The organism is Aquimarina sp. AU119, from assembly GCF_900312735.1.
Classification (GTDB): Bacteria; Bacteroidota; Bacteroidia; order Flavobacteriales; family Flavobacteriaceae; genus Aquimarina; species Aquimarina algiphila.
On record NZ_OMPF01000009.1, the window covers coordinates 35908 to 59146 of the forward strand.

Annotated in this window: 15 protein-coding genes; 3 read left to right on the forward strand and 12 right to left on the reverse strand. The window is 31.5% G+C overall.

Translation table 11 applies throughout. The features are described from left to right. The first annotated feature begins 93 nt into the window (after positions 1 to 93). Positions 94 to 750, forward strand: coding sequence for a 4'-phosphopantetheinyl transferase superfamily protein (locus tag DK442_RS08305; RefSeq protein ID WP_109435402.1), 657 nt, complete (start codon positions 94 to 96; stop codon positions 748 to 750). Positions 751 to 786: 36 nt separating this feature from the next. Here the strand turns inward: DK442_RS08305 and DK442_RS08310 are convergent, their stop codons facing one another. The 10 genes from DK442_RS08310 to glmM all read right to left on the reverse strand — a co-directional run bounded on the left by DK442_RS08310 (position 787) and on the right by glmM (position 17609). Continuing rightward, a complete protein-coding gene (locus tag DK442_RS08310) occupies positions 787 to 2037 on the reverse strand; it encodes a DUF1302 family protein (RefSeq protein WP_160114090.1) in 1251 nt (416 codons plus the stop codon). Positions 2038 to 2374: 337 nt separating this feature from the next. Next, complete coding sequence (locus DK442_RS08315; RefSeq protein ID WP_109435404.1) at positions 2375 to 3181, reverse strand: outer membrane lipoprotein-sorting protein; 807 nt, start codon at positions 3179 to 3181, stop codon at positions 2375 to 2377. A gap of 21 nt (positions 3182 to 3202) precedes the next feature. Then, complete coding sequence (locus DK442_RS08320) at positions 3203 to 5575, reverse strand: RND family transporter (protein WP_109435405.1); 2373 nt, start codon at positions 5573 to 5575, stop codon at positions 3203 to 3205. Between the two features lie 36 nt (positions 5576 to 5611). After that, positions 5612 to 6046 (reverse strand): hypothetical protein, encoded by a 435-nt coding sequence (locus DK442_RS08325; protein WP_109435406.1) that lies wholly within the window; start codon positions 6044 to 6046, stop codon positions 5612 to 5614. Between the two features lie 179 nt (positions 6047 to 6225). Then, entirely contained in the window at positions 6226 to 10293 is a 4068-nt protein-coding gene (locus DK442_RS08330) for a non-ribosomal peptide synthetase (RefSeq protein WP_160114091.1), read from the reverse strand. Between the two features lie 106 nt (positions 10294 to 10399). Beyond that, the gene (locus DK442_RS08335) at positions 10400 to 10678 is read right to left on the reverse strand and encodes an acyl carrier protein (RefSeq protein ID WP_109435408.1); all 279 of its coding nucleotides are present in this window, start codon (positions 10676 to 10678) and stop codon (positions 10400 to 10402) included. A gap of 15 nt (positions 10679 to 10693) precedes the next feature. After that, positions 10694 to 12478 (reverse strand): acyl-CoA dehydrogenase family protein, encoded by a 1785-nt coding sequence (locus DK442_RS08340; RefSeq protein ID WP_160114092.1) that lies wholly within the window; start codon positions 12476 to 12478, stop codon positions 10694 to 10696. 144 nt (positions 12479 to 12622) lie between these two features. After that, a complete protein-coding gene (locus DK442_RS08345) occupies positions 12623 to 14389 on the reverse strand; it encodes a fatty acyl-AMP ligase (protein WP_109435410.1) in 1767 nt (588 codons plus the stop codon). 728 nt (positions 14390 to 15117) lie between these two features. Next, positions 15118 to 15987: a hypothetical protein gene (locus tag DK442_RS08350; protein WP_109435411.1), complete on the reverse strand. Its 870-nt coding sequence runs from the start codon at positions 15985 to 15987 to the stop codon at positions 15118 to 15120. A gap of 233 nt (positions 15988 to 16220) precedes the next feature. Then, positions 16221 to 17609 carry a phosphoglucosamine mutase gene (glmM, locus tag DK442_RS08355; protein ID WP_109435412.1) on the reverse strand — a complete coding sequence of 463 codons (1389 nt, stop codon included), beginning with the start codon at positions 17607 to 17609 and terminating at the stop codon, positions 16221 to 16223. Positions 17610 to 17731: 122 nt separating this feature from the next. On the opposite strand from glmM, the gene DK442_RS08360 reads away from it, so the two are divergent. Together DK442_RS08360 and ggt are read left to right on the forward strand one after the other, a co-directional pair. Then, on the forward strand, positions 17732 to 18316 hold the full coding sequence (locus DK442_RS08360) for an ACP phosphodiesterase (protein WP_109435413.1): 585 nt from the start codon (positions 17732 to 17734) through the stop codon (positions 18314 to 18316). A gap of 77 nt (positions 18317 to 18393) precedes the next feature. Further along, the gene (gene ggt / locus DK442_RS08365) at positions 18394 to 20097 is read left to right on the forward strand and encodes a gamma-glutamyltransferase (RefSeq protein ID WP_109435414.1); all 1704 of its coding nucleotides are present in this window, start codon (positions 18394 to 18396) and stop codon (positions 20095 to 20097) included. Positions 20098 to 20223: 126 nt separating this feature from the next. Here the strand turns inward: ggt and DK442_RS08370 are convergent, their stop codons facing one another. After that, the gene (locus tag DK442_RS08370; protein ID WP_109435415.1) at positions 20224 to 20958 is read right to left on the reverse strand and encodes a head GIN domain-containing protein; all 735 of its coding nucleotides are present in this window, start codon (positions 20956 to 20958) and stop codon (positions 20224 to 20226) included. A 218-nt stretch (positions 20959 to 21176) separates the two neighbouring features. Then, a complete protein-coding gene (dnaK, locus tag DK442_RS08375) occupies positions 21177 to 23093 on the reverse strand; it encodes a molecular chaperone DnaK (protein ID WP_109435416.1) in 1917 nt (638 codons plus the stop codon). Positions 23094 to 23239 lie beyond the last annotated feature (146 nt).

Consider the following 23239-nt stretch of genomic DNA (forward strand, 5'->3'; position numbering starts at 1 on the left):
TGATGTATTTCTATAGCGTATTTGTAATCTATGGCCTTAAATCGATATACTTAAATATTCTTCAGAAATTGAACTTATTATTATATAACGTAAATGACTATTATTTTATACAGTAAAATAAGTAAAGAATTTCAAGATGAATGTTTTGAAACTCATATAAATACTATACCTGAAAAACTAAAAAATAAGATTAATGCATTTAGAAGATGGCAGGATAAGCAGACCTCTTTACTAGGATTATTACTTTTACGACATGGGATTTCCAGGTTTTCAGACTCTCAGGATGATCCTCTACATCTTTTGAAATACAATTCATATGGCAAACCATTTTTGGATATTGATCTAGATTTTAATATCTCGCATTCTGGAGATTTTACTTTTTGTATCATCAGCAATGATAATAAAGTAGGTATTGATATCGAAAAAATAAGGGATATTGATGTGACTATATTGAAGTCACAGATGACTATTACAGAATGGGAAAATATAGTAAAAGCAGATCCCGTAAAAGATTGTGCTTTTAAATACTGGACACAAAAAGAAGCAGTGGTCAAAGCTATAGGAAAAGGACTTAGTATTGCACTATCTTCCTTTGCAATTGTAAATGATAAAGCTACAATTGACTCAGACACCTGGCACGTTTATCCTCTTCCAATAAACATTGATGGCTATAGTAGCCACATAGCAATTAATAAAGAATTATCACCTATAGAATTACCTTGTGAGTTTGTGAATTTTTATAAAAGCTAACCCAATTTTATAACTCCATTTGTTTTTTTATTATTCCTAAAAGCTATACTTTAATCGGGCTTGAATTCTATTGTTATCCTCATAATTACCAAAAAATGTTTTTCTTTTACCATTAAAGAAATCTCCTATCAAACTAAGGTTAAGACCACTACTTAAATCATATTGTAATTCTGTTTGTACATATGTATTATCTACTTTGATATCATGAGTCGCCTCAATTATAAATTTTGCAGAATTACTAATTTCATATTCTGCTCTTCCAACAAAAGACTCTTGAAAAATATTATTAAGATTAGTATTCGGAACATCTTCTCCACTTTCAATAATCTGATGAACCCATTGTAAAATAATAAATAAGTTATTTTCTCCTATTACGCTTCCAAAAGTCCTATCTAACCCCACTACATATTGATAAAAAGAATCGTCAATAAAAGGATTAGTTCCTTTATGATCTTCTGTTCTAAAATATCCAACTTCACCTCGTAAACCATAGTTACCAATTATAGTAGAAAAGTCTGCACCAAACACTTGTAATTTTTTAATTTTTGGAGTAATCAAAACATTGGTAACTCCGTCTTGACCCAGTATAAACTCCTGATATAAAGAAGGCAAATCATCGAATCCATTGAAGTAACTTACCGAAAAATCCCACCCTTTAAATGTTGTACTTACTTTAAAAGCAAACTGAGCACTTCGAATATCTTTTTCGGGTTCATCAAAATCTTGTAGTTCGAATAATGCAGGTACTATTTCACCTGTTGGAAGAATTGCTTGTTGAGGAAAATCAACAAACCACCTCGAGTTCGTTGCAGGAATAATACTAGATTGAAAAACAGGAATAAATACACCGTGTATTGTAATATCATCAATATAATATTTAGACAATATAGAATATACTCCAATACGTTCATCATCTGTATCAATAATATCAGAATAGTCTATGGGGTTTAAATTATTGGTAGGGTTAATCCCATCTGCCTCGCCCCATGTAATTATTTGTTTTCCTATTCTTATATCCATAGTATTCATATAGATATCAATGTAAGCTTCATCTAAAAACACTCGTCTTCGATCAGGATCTGCTATATCATCACGGATTTCAACACCACCAAAAAAATGATAATTTTTAATAGCCTTGCTTTCTACTTCTAGTTGTAAAATCCCTTGATTTCTCGAATTGATTTTCTCTTCTTCAATATCATTATTCTCAAAATAACTAATGTGATCTAACTCTATAAAACCACCTATTTGGTATTTTTTTTCCTTTTGAGCTTGCAATGATGCCATACAAGCTATAATCATTAATACAAGACTGAAATATTTCTTTTTAGAAAAAAACTCAAATGTACTTTTTTTTATATCGTGTTTACGTTGTTTATAATTCAAGGTTATAGTCAATTATAAATTAAAGAATTCTTTTTTTTCACAAAAGAGATTACTTTTGTCAGGGTAATATTTAATTAAGAATAAGTATCCGATTAAAATACATGATGATTAAAACACAAATCAATCATTAATAGACCATCATCACCTCTTCAAAAGGACACTTATTCTATTACTTTTTAGGTTATTTTGATACTATACTTTCATAAGGTTATTAATTAAGGTTAAACATTCTACTTTATTATTCATAAGAGTATTCTTTCTCTAAATTTCGTTTAGAAAAAATATCGGTTTCCACTCCTGTATTTATTTGAAAATCAGCAAATTTTAAAATAGTTTTATGATTTGTTTTATGATTATTCATAGTAATTACATAAGCTCTTGATTTTTCGCTATTAGCCACTTTTTTTACATCAGAGGTCGTTAATGTTTTTATATGCACTTTGTTTTTATTGTAAAAGTTTATTTTGGCAATTACAAAATCAGATTTTCTTACATATATTTCTCTTTTTGAATATCCAGTTTCTTTGATTTTTGATGTCGAAACCGGTATTGCTTCTACCAAGAAACAATTTTGTCCATCTATAGTTTCTTCTTTGATAATAGTATATTTAAAATCTTCAAGATCCTCTGTTCCCATATCTTCATAAGTAAAATCAGATCCAACAAAATTATCGGTTTGATTACTGGATGAAATTCTTCTGGTTTTACCTAAAGCAGGTAAATACAACCATTGATCATCATCACGATCAGAATACTCTATCGCCAAAAAAGAAGTTCCTTTGACATCAGAAGGTGATGTAAATCTTATAATTGATGATCGATTTCTTGTCTCATCACTTTTTATAACCTGATTTATAGTCCTAGCTCTTGTTTTTCCTTTTTTATTTACCAATGTCATGGTAATATCTATTTTCTCATCATCTGCAAAAACTTGTCTTTCATTTTTGGTCATCACCTCTAAGCCAGTTTGTGCAGATAGCATCGAAATATTAAAAGAAAACACGGCTAGAATTACTGATATTCTTACTATTTTAAAAGTTCTCATTGTTTTAAGTTTTATAAAGTTTTAATTAGATTCTTCAGATAAAGCCATTGTCTTTTTTATAACTTTCTGAGGTGTTTCTTCTTTGATTGCTTCTATGGTTTTTTCTTCTTGTTGCCCCTTTTGTTGAAACAATGATTTTGGTTTAAAAATTCCTAAAAGCGAAGGAAACAATACCAATGATCCAAATGCTACTGTTATCATTGTTAATGATATTAACCATCCGAAATATTGTATTGGCAGAAACCCTGAAAAAACGAATACGATGAAACCAAGAATATTAGAAACTACATCATAAATTATGGCTTTCCCAGAAGTTAAAATAGTGGTTTCTGTTGCCCTTTCTAAATTAGAATCTATCATCATTTCTTCTTTAAATCGTAATAGATAATGAATTGCAAAATCGATCCCGATTCCGATTCCGATTGCAGTTATTATAGCGGTACCTGTTTCTAGTCGAATCCCCAGAAACCCCATAAAACCAAAGGTTAATATGCTTGATACCGTAAGAGGAACAATACTTAAAAATCCCAGTGACATGGATCTTAAAACGATCATACAAAAGATCAAAACGATTAAAATAGCCAGAAAAATATTTTGGATTTTTCCATTTACTATATATCGTATTTGCGCCAGCCAAAACATTACTTCTCCTCCAAATTCTATATTAGCATCGCCTTTAAAATTTTCATTTACATAAGTCTCAAAAGTTTTATACAATTGTATATGTTCTTCTTGTTCAGAGGTAGTCAAGAAGAGTTTTACTTTTGCTCTCTGATAATCATAATCGATAAGATCTCCAAAATCCCCAGGGTCACCAGACATGGAGTATAACAATAGATACTGTGCTATTGTGTTTTTTGAATCAGGAATGGTGTTATACCTTGGATCTGCATCATTCATCTGCAGATTCATTCGTTTTATAATATCTGAGAATGAACTACTATATCCAATTCCTGGTTGAGATTCTGCGAATTTTTGAAAACCAGCAATCTTTTTTAAGAATTCAGGATCTTTTATCATATTGGCTTCTTTGGCCTCTATCATGATATCCATGGTACGTACTCCTCCTAATTTGTCATTAAATTTCTCGAATGTAGAACGTAAGACATGTTCTTTTGGGAAATACTTCACAAAGTCGTTTCCTACTCTAATCTTACTTATTCCAATACCCGAAATAACAAATAAGAGTAATGTACCGATCAAAATTCTTACTCTATACTTTAATGATACTTTGGCAACCCATAATAAAAACTTATTAAGAAGAGCTTCTCTATTTTTTCTGGTTTTCTTCTCTCCTTTCTTCTTTGATAATGATAAAATTGCAGGAATAAGTAATATAGATACCAACAAGGTAGAAATGATACCTAAAGAAGTGATGATTCCAAATTCTTGTATCGATGTTACTTTAAAAATAATTAAAGTAGCTGATCCAATAGCCGAGGTTATCCCTGTCATTAAAACTGCAGGGCCAATCTTTTTTACAGTTTCTCTAGCGGCCGCTTTTCTATTCTCACTAGTCAGAATTTCTTCATAATATCGATGAAGAACATGAATACCATAAGAACTCGATATGGCAATCATAAGCATTGGAAGAACTGAAGACACAACAGTTATAGGAAAACCGATATGCCCCATTAATCCCATTGTCCAAATAATACTTAAAATAACAACCACAAAAGGCAGTATTACTCCTTTTGCCGAGCGAAATGAAATAAAATATCCTATCAATACTAATAGCAGTCCTAATGGTAAAAGAAGATTAACATCATCTTGAATACCTGTATCAATTTCATGAGAATTTATTGGTGCTCCTGCTAGATAAAATTTCTCATCTCCTTCATACTTTTTAATGATTTCAGAAATTTGATTATACACTATCGTTTGGTCATAATCCTCATTGAGATTAGCAATAATAGATGTAAATTTAGCATCCTTAGATACTAAACGTCCAATTACTAACTCATTAGAAAACACCTCTTTTCTCAATTCCCATATCTCTTGTTTGCTTGCTGGAACTTCTTCCATCAAAGGACCAACATCTAATCCCCAATCCTTACCTTGTATGTTATTGATTGTGGATAAACTTGTAATTTCATCTCCGATAACACCTTCAACAGTTTCTATTTCTTTAGAGATATTTATAATCTTATTAAGTGTTTTTTTATTAAAGATATTTTCAGTTTCTATACCTACGATTAAAACATCTTTTTTACCAAAAACTTCTTCCAGGTAATCATTTGTTTTTACAATAGGATCATCTTTTGGAAGTTCTGAATCCTGATTATTTTTGGTTTTAAGTTTAGTTACTCCTGTTCCTAAAAGAATAGTAGTGACCAAAAGTGCAATAAGAATCAACCATGGTCTCTTATATATAATATTGGCTATAAATTTCATTTTGAAAGATTATAATTGGTTAGGGGATTTAATAATTTAGACACTCATCATACTTTGAGAGATCAACTTGTTAAGATTAGTTCCATCTTTTTTCATGACTTTCTCAGTAGCTTTTTTTATAATCATCAGCGGAATTAGTCCAAAGTATTTTCCTGGATCCATTTCAAAATACCAGTCAAACTTTGTTGCTTTACCATTTTTAATAGATTCAAAACTTTGCTGCCCTTTCATAGGAAAAGCTCCTTCGACACTTTTATAATTTCTAAGATGAAATGCTTCGGTGCTAATTTGCATAACGAAGGTTTCTTTTCTACCTAAGAAATCATATTGTAACCTTAGTTGATCATCAACCATTTGCTCAACTTTTTTTACAGAAGAAACCCAGCTGACTTCATTTACGGGATCATTGACGAATTCATAAACATCTTTGATGTTATGATCTAAATAAAATGTTTGTTTAATAGATATCATAATGTTGTTTTAGTTTTAGGTCGACCTTATTTAAATATGTATAATTGGTTTATGGAAACTTATCAGAAAGTATTCATATGGTTACATAATACGTTCATTAGAATTAGCCAAAACTTGCGAAACATACTCTCTGACAAGTCCATAAAATGAAATGTGATATATAAATTTTAATAGTTCTGCTATATCAATACAGCACTTTCAACCTTGTTATATTCTGTGAATATTTGTTGTAAAGTTCCTGCTAATACTGTTGCATTAGGTTGGTACATCATTGTACTATGATTACCGGGTACATCATACACTTTTAAATCTTTAATATTACAACGATCCCACCCTAGATTAATTCCTATTTGCTCTATAAGAGGCTCTTGTACAGCTCTTAATAAGTTAATCTTACCATTATAGGGTTTTGCTTCATATAGAGATAATGCTGTACCATTGGATATATACACATCAAGATATCTTCTCATCTGATCCTTATTGATGTCATCAGTAACAATATGACCTTTCTTTGCCCGCTCTATTACCATGTCAAACATTTTATCTACAGATTCACATGCTCGAAGTTCTTCTGGGTTAATAGTAAGTGTTTTTCCGTAAGGTATTGCCAAATCTCTGGCAAACCAGGATAATAAAATAGCATCATCAAACTCTTCTGAATCATCATATAAAGGAGATCTGGTATCTAATAGTGTCACTGTAGCGACTTCCTCTCCTTGATCTTTTAATTGATGTGCGATTTCTGTAGCGATTAAACCACCAAAACAATATCCAACCAAATGAAAAGGTCCTTCTTTCTGTATCGATTTAATGTTCTTTATGTAATCTGTAGCGATATCTTCTACCGTGATATGCGGAGTTCCATCCTCATATAAATAAGGAACCTGAAGTCCATAAATACTATATGAATCTTTTATTGATTCTACCATCGAAGAATAACAAAACACATTTCCGCCAATAGGATGAATACAAAATATAGGTTCTTGAGCAGAAGTTCCTTTTTGTAATTGAACTACAGGGGAACCTTTAGAAATTTCTTTTTTATCTCTTATTATTTCTCCTAATTTTTCTATTGTAGGGTATTGAAACAATACTGAAATTGCTAAACTATCACCAAAAATCAATTTAATATCACTCATTATACTTACAGCAAGCATAGAATGTCCTCCCAAATGAAAGAAATCATCTTTTACTCCAATTGGAGAGATTTTTAGTGTTCTCTCCCATATCTTTTGCAGCTCTAATTCGACTACATCTCTTGGAAGTACCAATTCTGTTTCTTCTCTTTTATATTCTGGTACAGGAAGTTTCTGATAATCAATTTTTCCATTGTTTGTTAAAGCGAACTCTTTCATTTCAATAAAAATTGAAGGAATCATATAATCAGGGAGCTTGTCTAATAAATAATTTCTTAGTTTTTTATCGATAGCTTCCCCTTCTTCCTCTAAAATATAGTATGCAACAATGCGTATATCATCATCTTGCATAATCCTGGTGGTCACGACTGCATTTTTAACTTCAGGATGAGAAACTAATAATGTTTGTATTTCGCCAAGTTCAATTCTAAATCCTCTTATTTTAACTTGTGCATCTGCTCTACCTACATATTTTAGATCTCCATTTTTATATAGCTGAGCCAAATCCCCGCTTTTATATAATCGAGCTTTAGAATCACTACTAAAAGGGTCTTTAATAAACCGTTCTGATGTAAGTTCTGGGCGGTGTAGATACTCTACTGCCAAACCTTCTCCTCCAACATAAATCTCTCCAGTCACACCATATGGTACAGGTTTAAGTTCACTATCTAATAAGTAAATTTTCATATCAGGAATAGGTTCCCCAATCATACTTTTTGATGATAATAAATCATCTTTAGTTATTTCTCTATATGTAGTATGTACCGTTGTTTCAGTAATCCCATACATATTAATGAGTTGAGGTTTACTATCTCCATGATAATCCATCCAAGGTTTTAAAGTGGGAATATCCAAAGCTTCTCCTCCAAATACCACGTATGATAGTGCTAATTCTTTTGATTCATTGACAGAAACCTCATAATCAATAAGTTGTTTAAATGCAGAAGGTGTTTGATTTAATACAGTAACCTTATGATTAGCTAATAAATTATAAAATGATTCTGGAGTTCTGCTCTCTTCATAAGAAACGACTACAAGTTTGGCTCCATATAAAAGAGCTCCCCAAATTTCCCACACACTAAAATCAAAGGCATAAGAATGAAACAAACTCCAAACATCATTCTCATTAAATCTATACCAATGATCCGTAGCAGAAAATAATCTTAATACATTGTGATGTGTATTTAATACTCCTTTAGGTTTTCCTGTAGAACCAGAAGTATAAATTACATATGCTAATTCATCTTTTTGAGTTATTAGATTAAGGTTTTTTTTTGAATTGGTTTCAATTACCCTCCAATCGGTTTGTAAGTCAACTATTTCGATTTGCTCTCCTAATGTGGTTAATTTCTCTTTTCCATGAGTTATAACTATTGGTGTTTTTGCATCATCAATAATTAGTTCTAGTCGTTCTTTAGGATTTGTAGGGTCTAAGGGGACATATGCTCCTCCAGATTTTAAAATCCCCATTATTCCTATGAGTACTTCGATAGATCTATCAACGCACAAACCAATTAAAGTTCCTTTTTCTGCACCTAAGCTTCTTAAATGATGTGCTAGCGCGTTTGCTTTTTTATTAAGCTCATCATAAGTTATTTCTTTGTCCTCAAAAACGGCTGCTGTGGCATTTGGATTTCTGGCAACCATAGTTTCAAACCCTTCATGTAAGGTGGCAAAATCAGGAGTTTTTTGTGGCTTTTCTTTCCATATGTTTAAAATTTCTTGTTGTTCTTCTTCCAACATTATTGGTAGTTTTGCAACAGATGATTTTGGATTTTCAACTATTGCATACAATAGATTTTTAAAATGTTTAATAACCTGAATCACCGTCTCACTATTTAACAAGTCGGTATTATATTTAAATAATCCTTGTAATTCTTCATTGACTACATTACCCATTTCGAGGCTAATTTCGAACTGTCCTTCTTGTTGATCTACATCAAATAATTGTATATCTAATAACGAATTCTCTTCATTTGCCCCTAAAGACGCCATAACATCATCTAGAACCGGTAATTTTTCCCATGCAAATGCTGTTTGTATCAAAGGTGATCTTCCCGGATCTCTATCCGGAAGCAATTCTTTTACAAGTTCTGAAAAAGGATATTCCTGATGTTTCATTCCATCAATGACATCTTTACGAATATCTTTTACAAAATCAGAAAAACTAGATGATATGTCTAAAGAAGAACGCAATACAATTGTATTCACAAAATTTCCAATGATGTTTCGAGTTTCCTTTTTGTTTCTTCCGGCAACAGGTACACCAATTAAGATATCATCTTGATTAGAATAACGTTGTAAAAGGATTCTATACGTAGCCAAAAGCAACATATATAAGGTAACCCCTTCTTGTTTAGCTAACTCAGCAAGTTGAAAACTTAACTCTTTATCTAAAGCAAAACGTTCTATATTTCCTGAATATGTTAATAGTTTTGGTCTTACTTTATCAATGGGGAAATCTAATACTGGTAATTCTCCTGATAGTTTTTCTTTCCAATATTGTAATAATGTATCTCCTTTATCAGAAAACAAAAGTGTTTTTTGATCATTTACATGATTTCTAAAATTTGTCGTAATAGTTTTTAATTGAGGTGTATCATTAGTACATAATGCAGTATATACCAATCGTAATTCATTAAGCAATATTGCCAGTCCCCATAAATCCATGGCAATATGATGAGCTGTTACAACCAAAATATAATCTTGGTTAGCTTGATGGTATATATTGGCACGGATTAATCTATCAGTACTTAGATTAAATGGTTTTTTAGTATCTTGATCAATACGACTCATTGTTTCTTCTATACCAGAAACACCTCTATCTATCTGAATATCAAAGTTTTTATCAATATTTTTTTCGAAATTCTGATAAGGTTTACCATCAACTATCTCAAATGTTGTATTTAAAACATCATGACGTTCTATCAAAAAATCGAAGGTCTTTTTAAGAACTTCTATATCTAATTCTCCTTTTATTTCTCCTCCAAAAACAACATTATAGGCTGAAATATCGGGGTCCAATTGTTGAAGAAACCATAAGCCTTCTTGTTCTTTTGATAGCGGATGTAATTGAAGATTATTTTGATCTGTGTTAAAATCAGTTTTCATTATTTTTTTAGGTTTTAAGAATATTGCAAGCATTAAAAGTTGGTAAAAAAATGAGCAATAATGCATTTGTCTGTCTCCTCGAATTTTATAATTCGCTATGTTTTTTTTACATTTTGTCTTTAAGAAATAACATAATGTCGTGAATTGTAGGATAATCCCATAAGGTAGTAGAAGGTAATTCTACATTTAATTTTTCTTCGATATCCCCAGAAATCATGATGGCACTCATAGAATCTAAACCATAAAGAACTAATTCTTCATGTATAGAAATCTTCTCGCTATCCATACTTAAATGTTCTGCTACTCTATTGATTAACCAATTTTCCATTTCAGTTATAGAAGCACTTTTTGCAGCTACTTCTATTGCTCCAGTTTTTTCAGACATATATTTGATTTTTAATTAATTTGAAAGTTGAAAAGGCGTTATCGAAAATAATTTGCCTTCGGTATGTAATGTCAATAAATGTTTTGCCGTATTCTCTAGATATTCCTTATCCAGTTCTTTTTTATAAATAGTAAAAGAATCCAGAGTTCGTTGCAGTGAAAGCACAAGCCATTCTCCTTTAGAAAAATACTCCCCTAACTCTTCCTGATTATAGACCCACATAAATACAGAGGTTGCTGCTGTATGCAATTTGCAATAGCTTTGAGCCAGATCAAAATATTCGGTTTCAAGATTATGTCCTGATTCTACAACAGGTAATTTATCTACTTTATTCTCAAGATCCATTAAATTACTAATAAGGTCTATTGTTAAATTAAGTATTTCGGATAATGTTTTAGGAGAAACACTATTCTTTCCTTTTAGATTACCAAGCTTGGATAGAGCAAACTCTATTCCTTGTAAAACAATGTTGTTTCCTTTACTAAAAAGATCAAGTTTGTTATAGTCAATATCGCTAACCTCTTTATTCAAAGAAAATATATTTTCTAAAGTTTTTTCTAGTTCTATACCTGTGCTTTTAGCTCTTTTTTTTGCCAGAAATTTAAGTTGAAGAGAGAGAGAATGTTTGTTAATAATTGTACTACCATCAAATAGGCTTATGATAGAATTATCTCTCATCATTTTTTGGAAAACACCATGATCATGATCATCTCTAAAATAAAATCTTGACCCTAGGATAACAGACAACTCATGTATGCTTTGTTCTACTTTTTGAGGAATGTAATTTTTGACAATTGCAGACCAAACACTAAACTGAGAAGTAATCTCATGTAACCCTCTCGAGGAAGCTATTGCAAGGCAATCACAGCTTATAATATCGATGAAAATTTTTGCCAGGGTGTGTCTTGAATGCTGTATATCAAAAACAGTTTTTCCATACAATTGTCTTTTTAAAACAAAGTTTAGTGTTGTTCTAAGAGCAGTATCTACAGCTCCCAAAGATAAACCTGCACATAATGTCCTGGTTATCTGAAATCCTTTTAAAGTAATTTCGAGGCCGGCTCCTTCTTTTCCTACGAGCATGTTTTTTGATAGTACTGCTTTATTAAAAACAATTCCACTTATATCACATCCTTTTATCCCCAAAGTATTAATTTTGGGCTGATAAGCATATGTATCGGGTGATAATTTCTCTTTATCTACCATTAAAATGGATAGGCTTCGGGAATCTTTTTTATCATTAGTTTTTGCTAAAACACATAAAATATCAGATAATGTAGCTTTATTAATAGGCCATTTTTCTCCGGTTAATAAATAATTGGTATTATCATCAGTTTTTACTGCACATACTCCATTTGCATTGAGATCACTACCATGTGATCTCTCTGTCACTGCTAAACAAGCAGATCTGCTATTTCTAATTTCTTTTGCCAATTCCTGCTTTTGCTCTTCTGATCCAGCAATCCAAACTGGTAATGCACCTAAAAGTGTATGAGCATCGGTTATAGAAATCGATAAATCTCTTCTGGAAATTGATCTTGTTAAAAAAAGTAATTCTTCAAATGATTTTAATTTTCCGCCAAGCTGTTCTGGAATATAATATTCATTATACCTCCATTTATGCAGTTCTTCAATTTCCTGATAAGGAAAAATTTCATTTTCATCAAGCTCAGCTGATTTTTTAAATGATACTACTGATGATTCATCAAATGGGCTTTTCAGAAATTCTTCAAGTTCCTCTACAGCAACAAGTCTATCAAAGATTGTTGGCCTTTGTATTTTTATTATATCTACAGACATATAGTTTCTTAATTTGGTATGATGATTTATCAAAATGATAACGAGAATATCCATTAAGGTATAGATATACCTATCCTTACACGAATATTTCTGAATGCTAAAAAAATAAATTAACTTTTTCTATTTGGTACAGTTAATTGGCGTTTAACAGACCAAATAAGCTTTTATCGGTTGTAAATTATTTTTTAGATATAACTCTTTTGAAGCCAATCTTTGTAATTTCCCACTAGTTGTTTTAGGAAATGAAGAAGGCTCTATAAGTACAACATCTTTAACCTGAATTTGATACTCCCTGGACACAGCCAAGTATATAGCGTTTGTAACCTCTTCTATATCAATTTTTCTTCTAAATTCTCGTTTAACTTCCTGCACAATTATCAAGGATTCACCACCATCTTCACTTTCTATCGCAAAAGCAGAACCACAACCTGGTCTCAATGACTCATGTGCTGTTTGTACCGTATGCTCAATATCCTGTGGGTAATAGTTTTTACCTCTTATAATGATTAAGTCTTTATGCCTTCCTGAAATATATAAATTTTGGTCTATCATAAATCCAAGATCCCCTGTTCTAAAAAATCCTTCTTCATTAACATCCTGAATATAAGCATTAAACACTTCCTGTGTCAGTTTTTCATTCTGCCAATAACCAACAGCTACACTAGGGCTTTTAATCCATATTTCTCCTATTTCTCCATCTTTAGATAAAGTACAAGTTTCGGGATTTACGATATGTATTTCATGTCCCTCTTCTTTACTTCCGCAGGAGACAAATGATATTTTATTAGTGTCTTCTTTGGTTATTACTTGTACTTTTTGATTTTTAAGAGCTTCTTTATCTATATTTATAGTGAATGGTTCTTTTGTTTTTTCTCCAGAAGAAACCAATAATGTTGCTTCTGCCAAACCATACACTGGTAAAAATGTTGACATTTTGAAGTTAGACACTTTAAATTTTTGAAAGAAATCAATCAATGTACTCTCTTTCACGGGCTCTGCTCCACTATAAGCTACTTTCCAGTTACTAAGATCTAAAGATGCTAATTTTTCTTCTGATATTTTTCTCACGCACAATTGATATGCAAAATCGGGAGCCCCACTAATCACACCTCCTTGTTCTTTTCTTTTAGAGATTTGATCTAACCAAAGAAAAGGGTTTCTTAGAAATGTCATCGGAGCCATTGAAGTTAATCCAATCCCACTATATAAAGGCTGAAGAATCCCTCCTATTAGTCCCATATCATGATAAGGAGGTAACCAACTTACCATATGTGTTCCAGAGTAACATCCTAAAGCATCTCGTATTGCTTTTAGGTTGTCTAACAAATTAGTATTATTAAGAATTACTCCTTTTGGATTTCCTGTTGATCCTGAAGTATATTGTAAAAAGACTATATCTGTTGGTTTTACTTTTTCTGGAACATATTCTATATTAGGTGAAGAAACAATCAAATCGGTTGCTATCCATCCTATCTGACTTAGACATTCTACACCTTCTCTTCTATCATCATTTACTATAGTAGCTTCAGAAAGGGAATCAACATAATTCATTATACCAGATGTACTTAATGCATATTTAGATTGAGAATCCTTTATTATCATTAATAATCTTTCTGTATTTCTACTATCTGGCGGATAAGCAGGAACAGGAATAACTCCTGCATATAAGCAACCAAAAAAAGCACTTATATATTCGATTCCCGGGGGATATAATAATAAGACTCTATCTCCAAAATCTAATTTCTGTTTTAATTCTAAAGCTATTGCTTTTGCCCTATTGGATAACTCTCCATAAGTAACTTTCTCTTCTTTTTCTTTAGACTGTAAGAAAATGATAGCGGTTTTGTCTCTTTCAATTTCACCCCTTAGATATAAAATCTCAGCGATTGATTTAAATTCTTTTGTTTCCATTTAAAAGGTTTTAAGAGTAATTTGTATATAATTAAAGTTGGGTTATTTATAATTTTTTTTCAACATCCTGACACACATTAAAATAAAAAATATAAAAAAGTGATGACAATTAATAAGAACATGGTTAACTATCCTTATCTATCGTTATATAAAACTAAAAATTATTTAAGTTCAATATATTTCATCACATTTCATTATTAGCTTTATGCATTGCTCCATTCTTTTAAATTCAAAATTATCAGACATACAAAACAACATCATTAATTATGAATTTATAAATATATAGCAATAGGTTTTAATTAATTATATAGTCAATCAATATAATATATTCATCACTTATTTATTTATTCTTTCAACCACTATAATTAATTCAATAATTATATGATATTAGAATAAAAATAAACAACTAGGGGTAGGTAATTTTACTTGATTAACAATACAAATATGGATAATTAAAATCTAACAAAAAGTAATTCTGCTTTTAAATAAATGTTAAATAAATATAATCTTAAAATAGGTGCTTTAAAATCATGAAAATAAAAAAAACACTGTTTTTATTAGAAGATTTTACATTATTATTTTATTCAACCTCTTTATTTTGAGGTTAAAACCTCAACCGTTTTATTATGATTACTTGTTTATTGTATAGTCTGTAAATATGTAGAAGCTATTCTTTTTTGTGTTTTTGGGTAGTAAACATTATTTAACATTAGAATACTAAAGTCTAATTATTTTTTTACTTCTTGATTATATAACACTTCTAATTCTAACTTATTAATTTGTTTTTTTAATGATTTCAAAGAGCTTTTATCCTTGTTTTTGATTAAAGAATTAACAGCAGATAATATTTTTCCTTTTATCAAATTAAGTCTACTGTCTTGATCTAAAAACAAAGTATCTACACCACTTACTAATTCATATGAAGTATCTACTTTATCGTATTGAGCAATACTCTTTTTTCTTTCTAAATTTTCTTTTGTAATTTTTATTTTATGTTTTAAGTCCGATTCGTTAACAATAACCCAATCTTCTGTACCTTCTGCCTGTAGCAAAATAGCGAGGTCTGATTTTTTCATTTTAATCTCACCCATTAATATTTGCAGTTTAAGCTTAGGGTTTGTTTCACTAATCAAATTAAGAGCCATTGAATATTTTTCATCACGTTTAATCGTACTTTCACTTACATTAAACTCTTTAGAAAGTAATTTAGATGTCGAAAGGTCAATTTGACCCTTCGATGATACATTTTCATATCCACCCTTATTTTTTTTTGTCATACAGTATTTTAACCCTCGATAATAGCTTAATTGGTCTGGATTAAGGTTTCTTCTTCCTAACTGATTATTTAACATCCAAAATTTTACTTCCTCGATGTCTGCAAAAACCATTTTTTTAGTTCTATAACGAATATTATTCTCTGTGCAGATCTGATAACGATTATGACCGTCAATTAGAATTAACTCATCATTTTTTTCCCATACCAAAAGAGCCTCTCTACACCCTTCAGAAATTATACTTTTACGTAGTAATTGATATTCTTCTTTGGATAAAGGAACAATGTGCTCCTTTAATTCCTGAATAATCCTTATGTTTTTCATGCAATCGGAAATAATATTGGCTTAATGATCAAATATACAAAATTCATTAAGTCTATAAACCTTAAAGCATTACTCTATAGAAAAAGAGAATATTACTTGAAATATACTAGTAAAAAACAACAAGTATCAAATTATTCTAATTTTAGAATTCTACAAATCATCAAAAAAAATCAAAATTCTGATTATCAGATATTTAAATGCAAAAAAACTTAATTATGGATACAAACTAGGTTTTATATTCCTGCAATGCTCTTTAATGTAACAATAGTATCTTCTGCTAACTCATCTGCTTTTTCCTGACTTAAAGCTTCTGTATATATACGAATGATAGGTTCTGTATTACTTTTACGTAAATGCACCCAATTATCCTTAAAATCAACTTTTACACCATCTACGGTAGAAACTTCTTCAGATTCATGTTTTTTATGAAACCCTTTCAAAATGGCGTCAACATCTAAACCAGGAGTTAACTGAACTTTATTTTTGCTCATAAAATAAGACGGGTAGCTATTTTTTAATTCGCTTACGCTACATTTTTTTTCTGCTAAATGCGTAAGAAACAAAGCTACTCCTACCAAAGAATCTCTTCCATAGTGTGATTCTGGATAAATAATACCTCCATTTCCCTCTCCTCCAATGACCGCTTTATTTGCCTTCATTTTTTCAACTACATTAACCTCTCCTACTGCACTTGCTTCATAAGTTCCATTATGTTTTTGAGTTATATCTCTCAATGCTCTGCTAGATGATAAATTTGAAACCGTATTCCCTGGTGTTTTACCTAATACAAAATCTGCACAAGCTACCAATGTGTATTCTTCTCCAAACATTTCACCATCTTCACTCATAAAGGCTAATCGGTCTACATCTGGATCTACTGTAAGTCCAAAATCTGCTTTCTCTTTTACTACTAAATCAGATAAATCTGTCAGGTGTTCTTTTAATGGTTCTGGATTATGAGGAAAATGCCCATTTGGTTCACAATACAACTCCACAGTCTCTACTCCCATTTTTTGAAGTAATTTTGGTATTGCAATACCTCCTGTAGAATTCACCGCATCAACAACCACCTTAAAATTAGCTTTTTTTACTAATTCTGCATCTACTAAAGAAAGGTTCAATACTTCTTCAATATGTTTATCAATATAAGTGTCATTTACAGTAATACTTCCTAAATCGTCAACTTCTGCAAAGACGTATGTATCATTTTCTGCGATTTCCAAAATCTTTTTACCATTATCGGCATTCAAAAATTCTCCTTTATGATTTAAAAGTTTTAAAGCATTCCATTGTTTTGGATTATGACTGGCCGTGAGAATTATTCCTCCATCCGCTTTTTCTAATGTTACTGCTATTTCTACCGTTGGTGTAGTAGAGAGTCCTAAATCAATCACATGAATTCCTAAACCAACCAAACTATTCATTACTAATTGTTGAATCATAGAACCAGATATTCTGGCATCACGCCCTACCACTACCTTTGGATGTTTTGTTTTTGTTTCCTCTTTTAGCCAACTACCATAAGCAGAGGCAAATTTAACCGCATCTACTGGTGTTAAGTTATCTCCAACAGTTCCTCCAATTGTACCTCTAATTCCTGAAATTGATTTTATTAATGTCATGCTTATAATTGATTGTATATTTTTAAGTGTAAATGTACGAGCTATGGCAGACTACTACAACTTTAGTATTAAAATTTACAAAAAAACAATATTAACTTTCTAAAAAATTGTAAATTCCCATAATGAACTTTCTAGCCCATATTTATCTTTCTGGGGAAGATCCAGAGCTTAAAATAGGTAATTTTATTGCTGATTCTGTTAAAGGAAAAAAATACCTAAACTATCCGAATCGTATTCAACAAGGAATTACATTACATCGTAAAATTGATTCTTATACCGATACTCATCCTATTGTAAAAAAAAGTGTGTCACGACTATTTCCTAAGTACAGGCATTATAGCACTGTTATTGTTGATATTCTATATGACCATTTTTTAGCTAATAATTGGGTGGAATATTCTGAAATTCCTTTAGAGGAGTACACAGTCTCTTTTTATGAACTGCTCCATCAATATCATCAGGTTTTACCTAAGCAAATTCAAAATTTTTTACCATATATGATTAAGGACAATTGGTTACTAAGTTACGCTTCTATTTCGGGAATAGGAAGTGCTTTATCTGGTATGAATAGAAGAACAAAAAACAAATCCAGAATGGATCTGGCAGTAAATGAGCTAGAATTTTACTATTCGGAATTTGATAAAGAGTTTCGTTCATTTTTTGAAGAACTCAAAGTATACACCGAAAATGAAATAAAAGTATTATAATATATTACAATGTATTGCTAAATCATCTTAATCAGCATATTATAACGGTTAAAAATAAGATATCAAAACTACACCTAATGAAACACACATTTCTTTTATTACTCTTCTCTCTTTTCTTCTCCTGTAAAAATAATAGTATTGATCAACAAAAAGAAACCGAACCTGTATTAGGTCTGATTACTCAAAAAGCCATGGTAGTTTCGGCGAGAAAAGAAGCTTCAGCAATTGGTGCTGCTATTATGAAAAAAGGAGGTAATGCTTTTGATGCTATGGTCGCTACAGAAATGGCACTTGCTGTGGCCTACCCATTTGCCGGAAGTCTTGGTGGTGGCGGTTTTATGGTATATCGTAAAGCAGATGGAGAAACAGGAGCATTAGATTATAGAGAAAAAGCCCCTCTTGCCGCTTATAAAGATATGTATCTGGATGAAAATGGCGATCCGATACCCGAAAAAAGTCAAGTCGGAGCTCTGGCAATTGGAGTTCCTGGTACAATAGCTGGAATTTTTGCCGTACACAAAAGGTTTGGTACATTGCCAATAGAAGAAATACTTAGTCCGGTAGTTGATCTGGCTAATCGTGGTTTTGCAGTTACTGAAAAACAAAGAAAACGGTTTGAAAATTATAAAGAATTGTTTTTTGAAGTTAACAAAGACACTATTCTCTTTGCCAAAAATTACAAAGCAGGAGACACTATCAAAAACATAAAACTTGCAGCAACGCTAAAACGTATCATTAAAAATGGAAAAGAAGAATTCTATGCCGGTGAAACTGGTAAAAAACTAGTTGAACACATACAATCAAATGGAGGAATAATTACTTTGGAAGATTTGTCAAAATATGAAGCAAAATGGAGGGAACCGGTACGGTTTAACTACAAAAATCTTTCTGTAATATCCATGTCTCCTCCATCTAGTGGAGGGGTTTGTTTAGCACAAATCATGAAAATGATAGAGCCCTATGAAATTTCTAAATATGGTCATAACCAACTTAAAACGATTCAGGTTATTACAGAAGCTGAACGAAGAGCATATGCAGATCGTAGTTTTTATCTTGGTGATCCAGATTTCACAAAAATACCAATAGACACCCTAATTGGGATGCCATATCTTACCGATCGTATGTCTGATTTTAACTTTGAAAAAGCAACACCATCATCAGAAATAAACTGCGGAATGATTCCTGGTTATGAAAGTGATGAAACCACCCACTACTCTATTGTTGATCAATTTGGTAATGCAATCTCTGTAACGATAACGCTTAATGGTGCATATGGATCTAAGTTATATGCTCCAGAAATCGGAACGTTCTTAAATAATGAAATGGATGATTTTAGTGCTAAACCAGGAGTTCCGAATATGTTTGGTCTAATTGGTGCACAAGCCAATGCAATAGCGCCTGAAAAAAGAATGCTAAGTTCTATGACTCCTACTATTGTAGAAAAAAACGATACATTCTGGATGTCTATTGGTACTCCAGGAGGATCTACAATTATTACCTCTGTATTACAAACGATACTCAATGTAGAAGAATTTGGGATGACCATGCAAGAGGCCGTAAACGCTCCTCGTTTTCATCATCAATGGTTACCTGATGTTGTAGTTTTTGAACCAGAATCTTTTGACCCCGTATTATTAGATAGTTTAAGTCAAAAAGGATATAAAATTGATGAAGAAACTTCAAAAATTATTGGTAAGGTTGATGGAATACTAGTTTTACCAAATGGCACCCTGGAAGGAGGAGCGGATAAGCGTGGAGATGATACTGCAGTTGGATTTTAATTTAGTACTCCATTTTTTTCTTATTGTGATACAAATACCAAATAAAAAAACCAGATAACAGCTATGATTATCCGGTTTTTTGGAAAATAAATTATTGATAAAAAACGGTTTTTATCAAATTTAAAATTAATTTACTTTTTTGATTTTACCTATACCTTTATGATCTAACTTCGTAGTTTTGGCATTTCCTTTATAATAAACACTTCCAATACCTGAAGATGTGATACTTATTTCTTCTTCTGCATTAACTTCAACTTTTCCGATGCCAGAATTATTAACCTCTAATTTTTGTGCAATTAAATTATATGCTCGTAACGCCCCCGTTCCATTATTATCAAGTTTCATTTCTCCAACTTTTCCTTCAAGGGTTAAATTCCCTACCATAGAAATCTCTCCTTCTAATTTATTACAGTTTAATTTTAACGATGTATTTCCTACTCCTGAAACTTTTAGGTCAAGTTCTGTCAAAGAAAGTTCTGAAGCCGTTTTAACATTTCCAACTCCGGTAACTTTAAGTCTTTTTAAATCCTTTAAAGTTATGTAAACATTCATTTTTGTTTTTTTCTTGACATTCATTCCTTTTTTCCAACCTAAAACAAGAGTATTACCTTGGTTCTTTACCGTAACTACCTGTTGTAAATTTTCATCTGCTTCTACAGTAACAGATTCTTTTTGTCCTTGTGCTAAGTATACATTATACACTCCTTTTACTATAAGCTCATTAAAAGAAGATATTGTTCTTTCTTCCTTAGTAACATTACCATTACCTTTTATTTTATTTTGAGCAACGCTCAAATTAATTGTAAATAATGCAATCACAATGAATAATAGTGAATTGATGATTTTGCTGTTTGTTTTCATATGATTCGTTTTTAAATAATGAATGAATTGATTTGTTATGAGATTCCTTTAATGATTGTATGTTTGATAAATAGACAAAATTCTTCTCTTATTGTTACAGTTTGTACTATAAATTTTACTTGTTTGTTTATTCTCTACATCTATTAAATTTAAAAATGTGCATAAAAAAAATGCGCAACCTATGGTTGCGCATTTTTATCATTATGTATAAGAATAATCTACTTTACTTCTTCAAAATCAACATCCTCTACATCACTTCCTTCAGAACCATTATCTCCAGAAGGTTGATCTGAAGCTGTATCAGGTCCAGGTTGTCCATTCTGTTGTGCTTCGGCCTGAGCTTTGTACATTTCTTCACTAGCTACTTTCCAAGCTTCATTGATTTTATCAAGAGCAGGTTGGATAACAGCAAGATCTTTTGTCTCATGTGCTTTTTTCAATTCTTCTAAAGCTTCCTCGATTGGTTTTTTCTTATCATCAGATAATTTATCACCAAACTCAGTAAGTTGTTTCTCTGTCTGGAAAATCATTCCATCAGCTTCATTAAGCTTATCAGCAGTTTCTTTGGCTGCTTTATCTGCTTCTGCGTTAGCTTCAGCTTCCTGCTTCATTTTCTCTATTTCTTCTTCTGTCAATCCTGAAGAAGCTTCGATACGAATATCCTGAGATTTATTTGTTGCTTTATCTGTAGCAGAAACTTTTATGATACCATTGGCATCAATATCAAAAGTAACTTCGATTTGCGGAGTTCCTCTTTGTGCTGGCGGAATTCCATCAAGATGGAAACGACCAATGGTTTTATTATCTGCAGCCATAGGACGCTCTCCTTGCAATACATGAATCTCAACCGATGGTTGGTTATCAGCTGCAGTAGAAAATACTTGTGATTTCTTAGTAGGAATCGTAGTATTTGCATCAATAAGCTTAGTCATAACGTTACCCATAGTTTCTATACCTAAAGAAAGTGGAGTAACATCTAATAATAAAACATCTTTAACATCTCCTGTTAATACTCCTCCTTGGATAGCTGCTCCAACTGCAACAACTTCATCTGGATTCACTCCTTTACTAGGTGATTTACCAAAGAATTTCTCAACAGCTTCCTGTACAGCAGGAATACGAGTAGATCCTCCTACTAATATAATTTCATCAATATCACTAGTTGATAATCCAGCAGCCTTAAGTGCTGTACGACATGGTTCTATCGTTCTTTTTACTAAATCATCTATTAATTGATCAAACTTTGCTTTTGTTAGTGTTCTTACCAAGTGCTTAGGACCACTTGCAGTAGCTGTAACATATGGTAAGTTAATTTCAGTTTGAGCAGATGATGATAACTCAATTTTAGCTTTTTCTGCAGCTTCTTTAAGACGTTGTAAAGCCATTGGATCTTCTCTTAGATCCATATTCTCTTCACTTTTAAACTCTTCTGCTAACCAATCAATGATTTTTTGATCTACATCGTCTCCTCCTAAATGTGTATCTCCATCTGTAGATAAAACTTCAAAAACGCCATCACCTAATTCTAGTATAGAAACATCATGTGTACCTCCACCAAAATCAAATACTACGATTTTCTGATCTGTACCTTTTTTATCAAGACCATAAGCTAATGCTGCTGCTGTAGGTTCGTTGATAATTCTTTCTACTTTAAGACCAGCGATCTCTCCTGCTTCTTTGGTAGCCTGACGTTGCGCATCATTAAAGTAAGCTGGTACAGTAATTACTGCACTAGTGACATCCTGACCAAGATAATCTTCTGCTGTTTTCTTCATTTTCTGAAGTGTCATTGCAGATAATTCTTGTGGTGTATATAAGCGCCCATCAATATCAACTCGTGGCGTATCATTATCTCCTTTTACAACTTTATAAGCTGCTCTTTGGGCTTCTTTTGAAGATTCAGAGAATTTATTTCCCATAAATCTTTTAATCGAAGAGATAGTCTTAGTTGGATTAGTAACCGCTTGACGCTTTGCAGGATCTCCTACTTTAATTTCTCCTCCTTCTACAAATGCAATGACAGAAGGGGTAGTTCTCTTACCTTCAGCATTAGGGATTACTACAGGCTCATTACCTTCCATTACAGAAACACAAGAGTTGGTTGTCCCTAAGTCTATTCCTATTATTTTACTCATTTTTATATTTAAATTATTATACTATTATTCGTACTAATTCAATGCTGTTAAGTCAATGATTATGCCATTACAATCAATCTGACAGGATGTCATTACAATCTATTATATTAATATTAAACAAGCTATTAACTCTAAATAAAAAACAG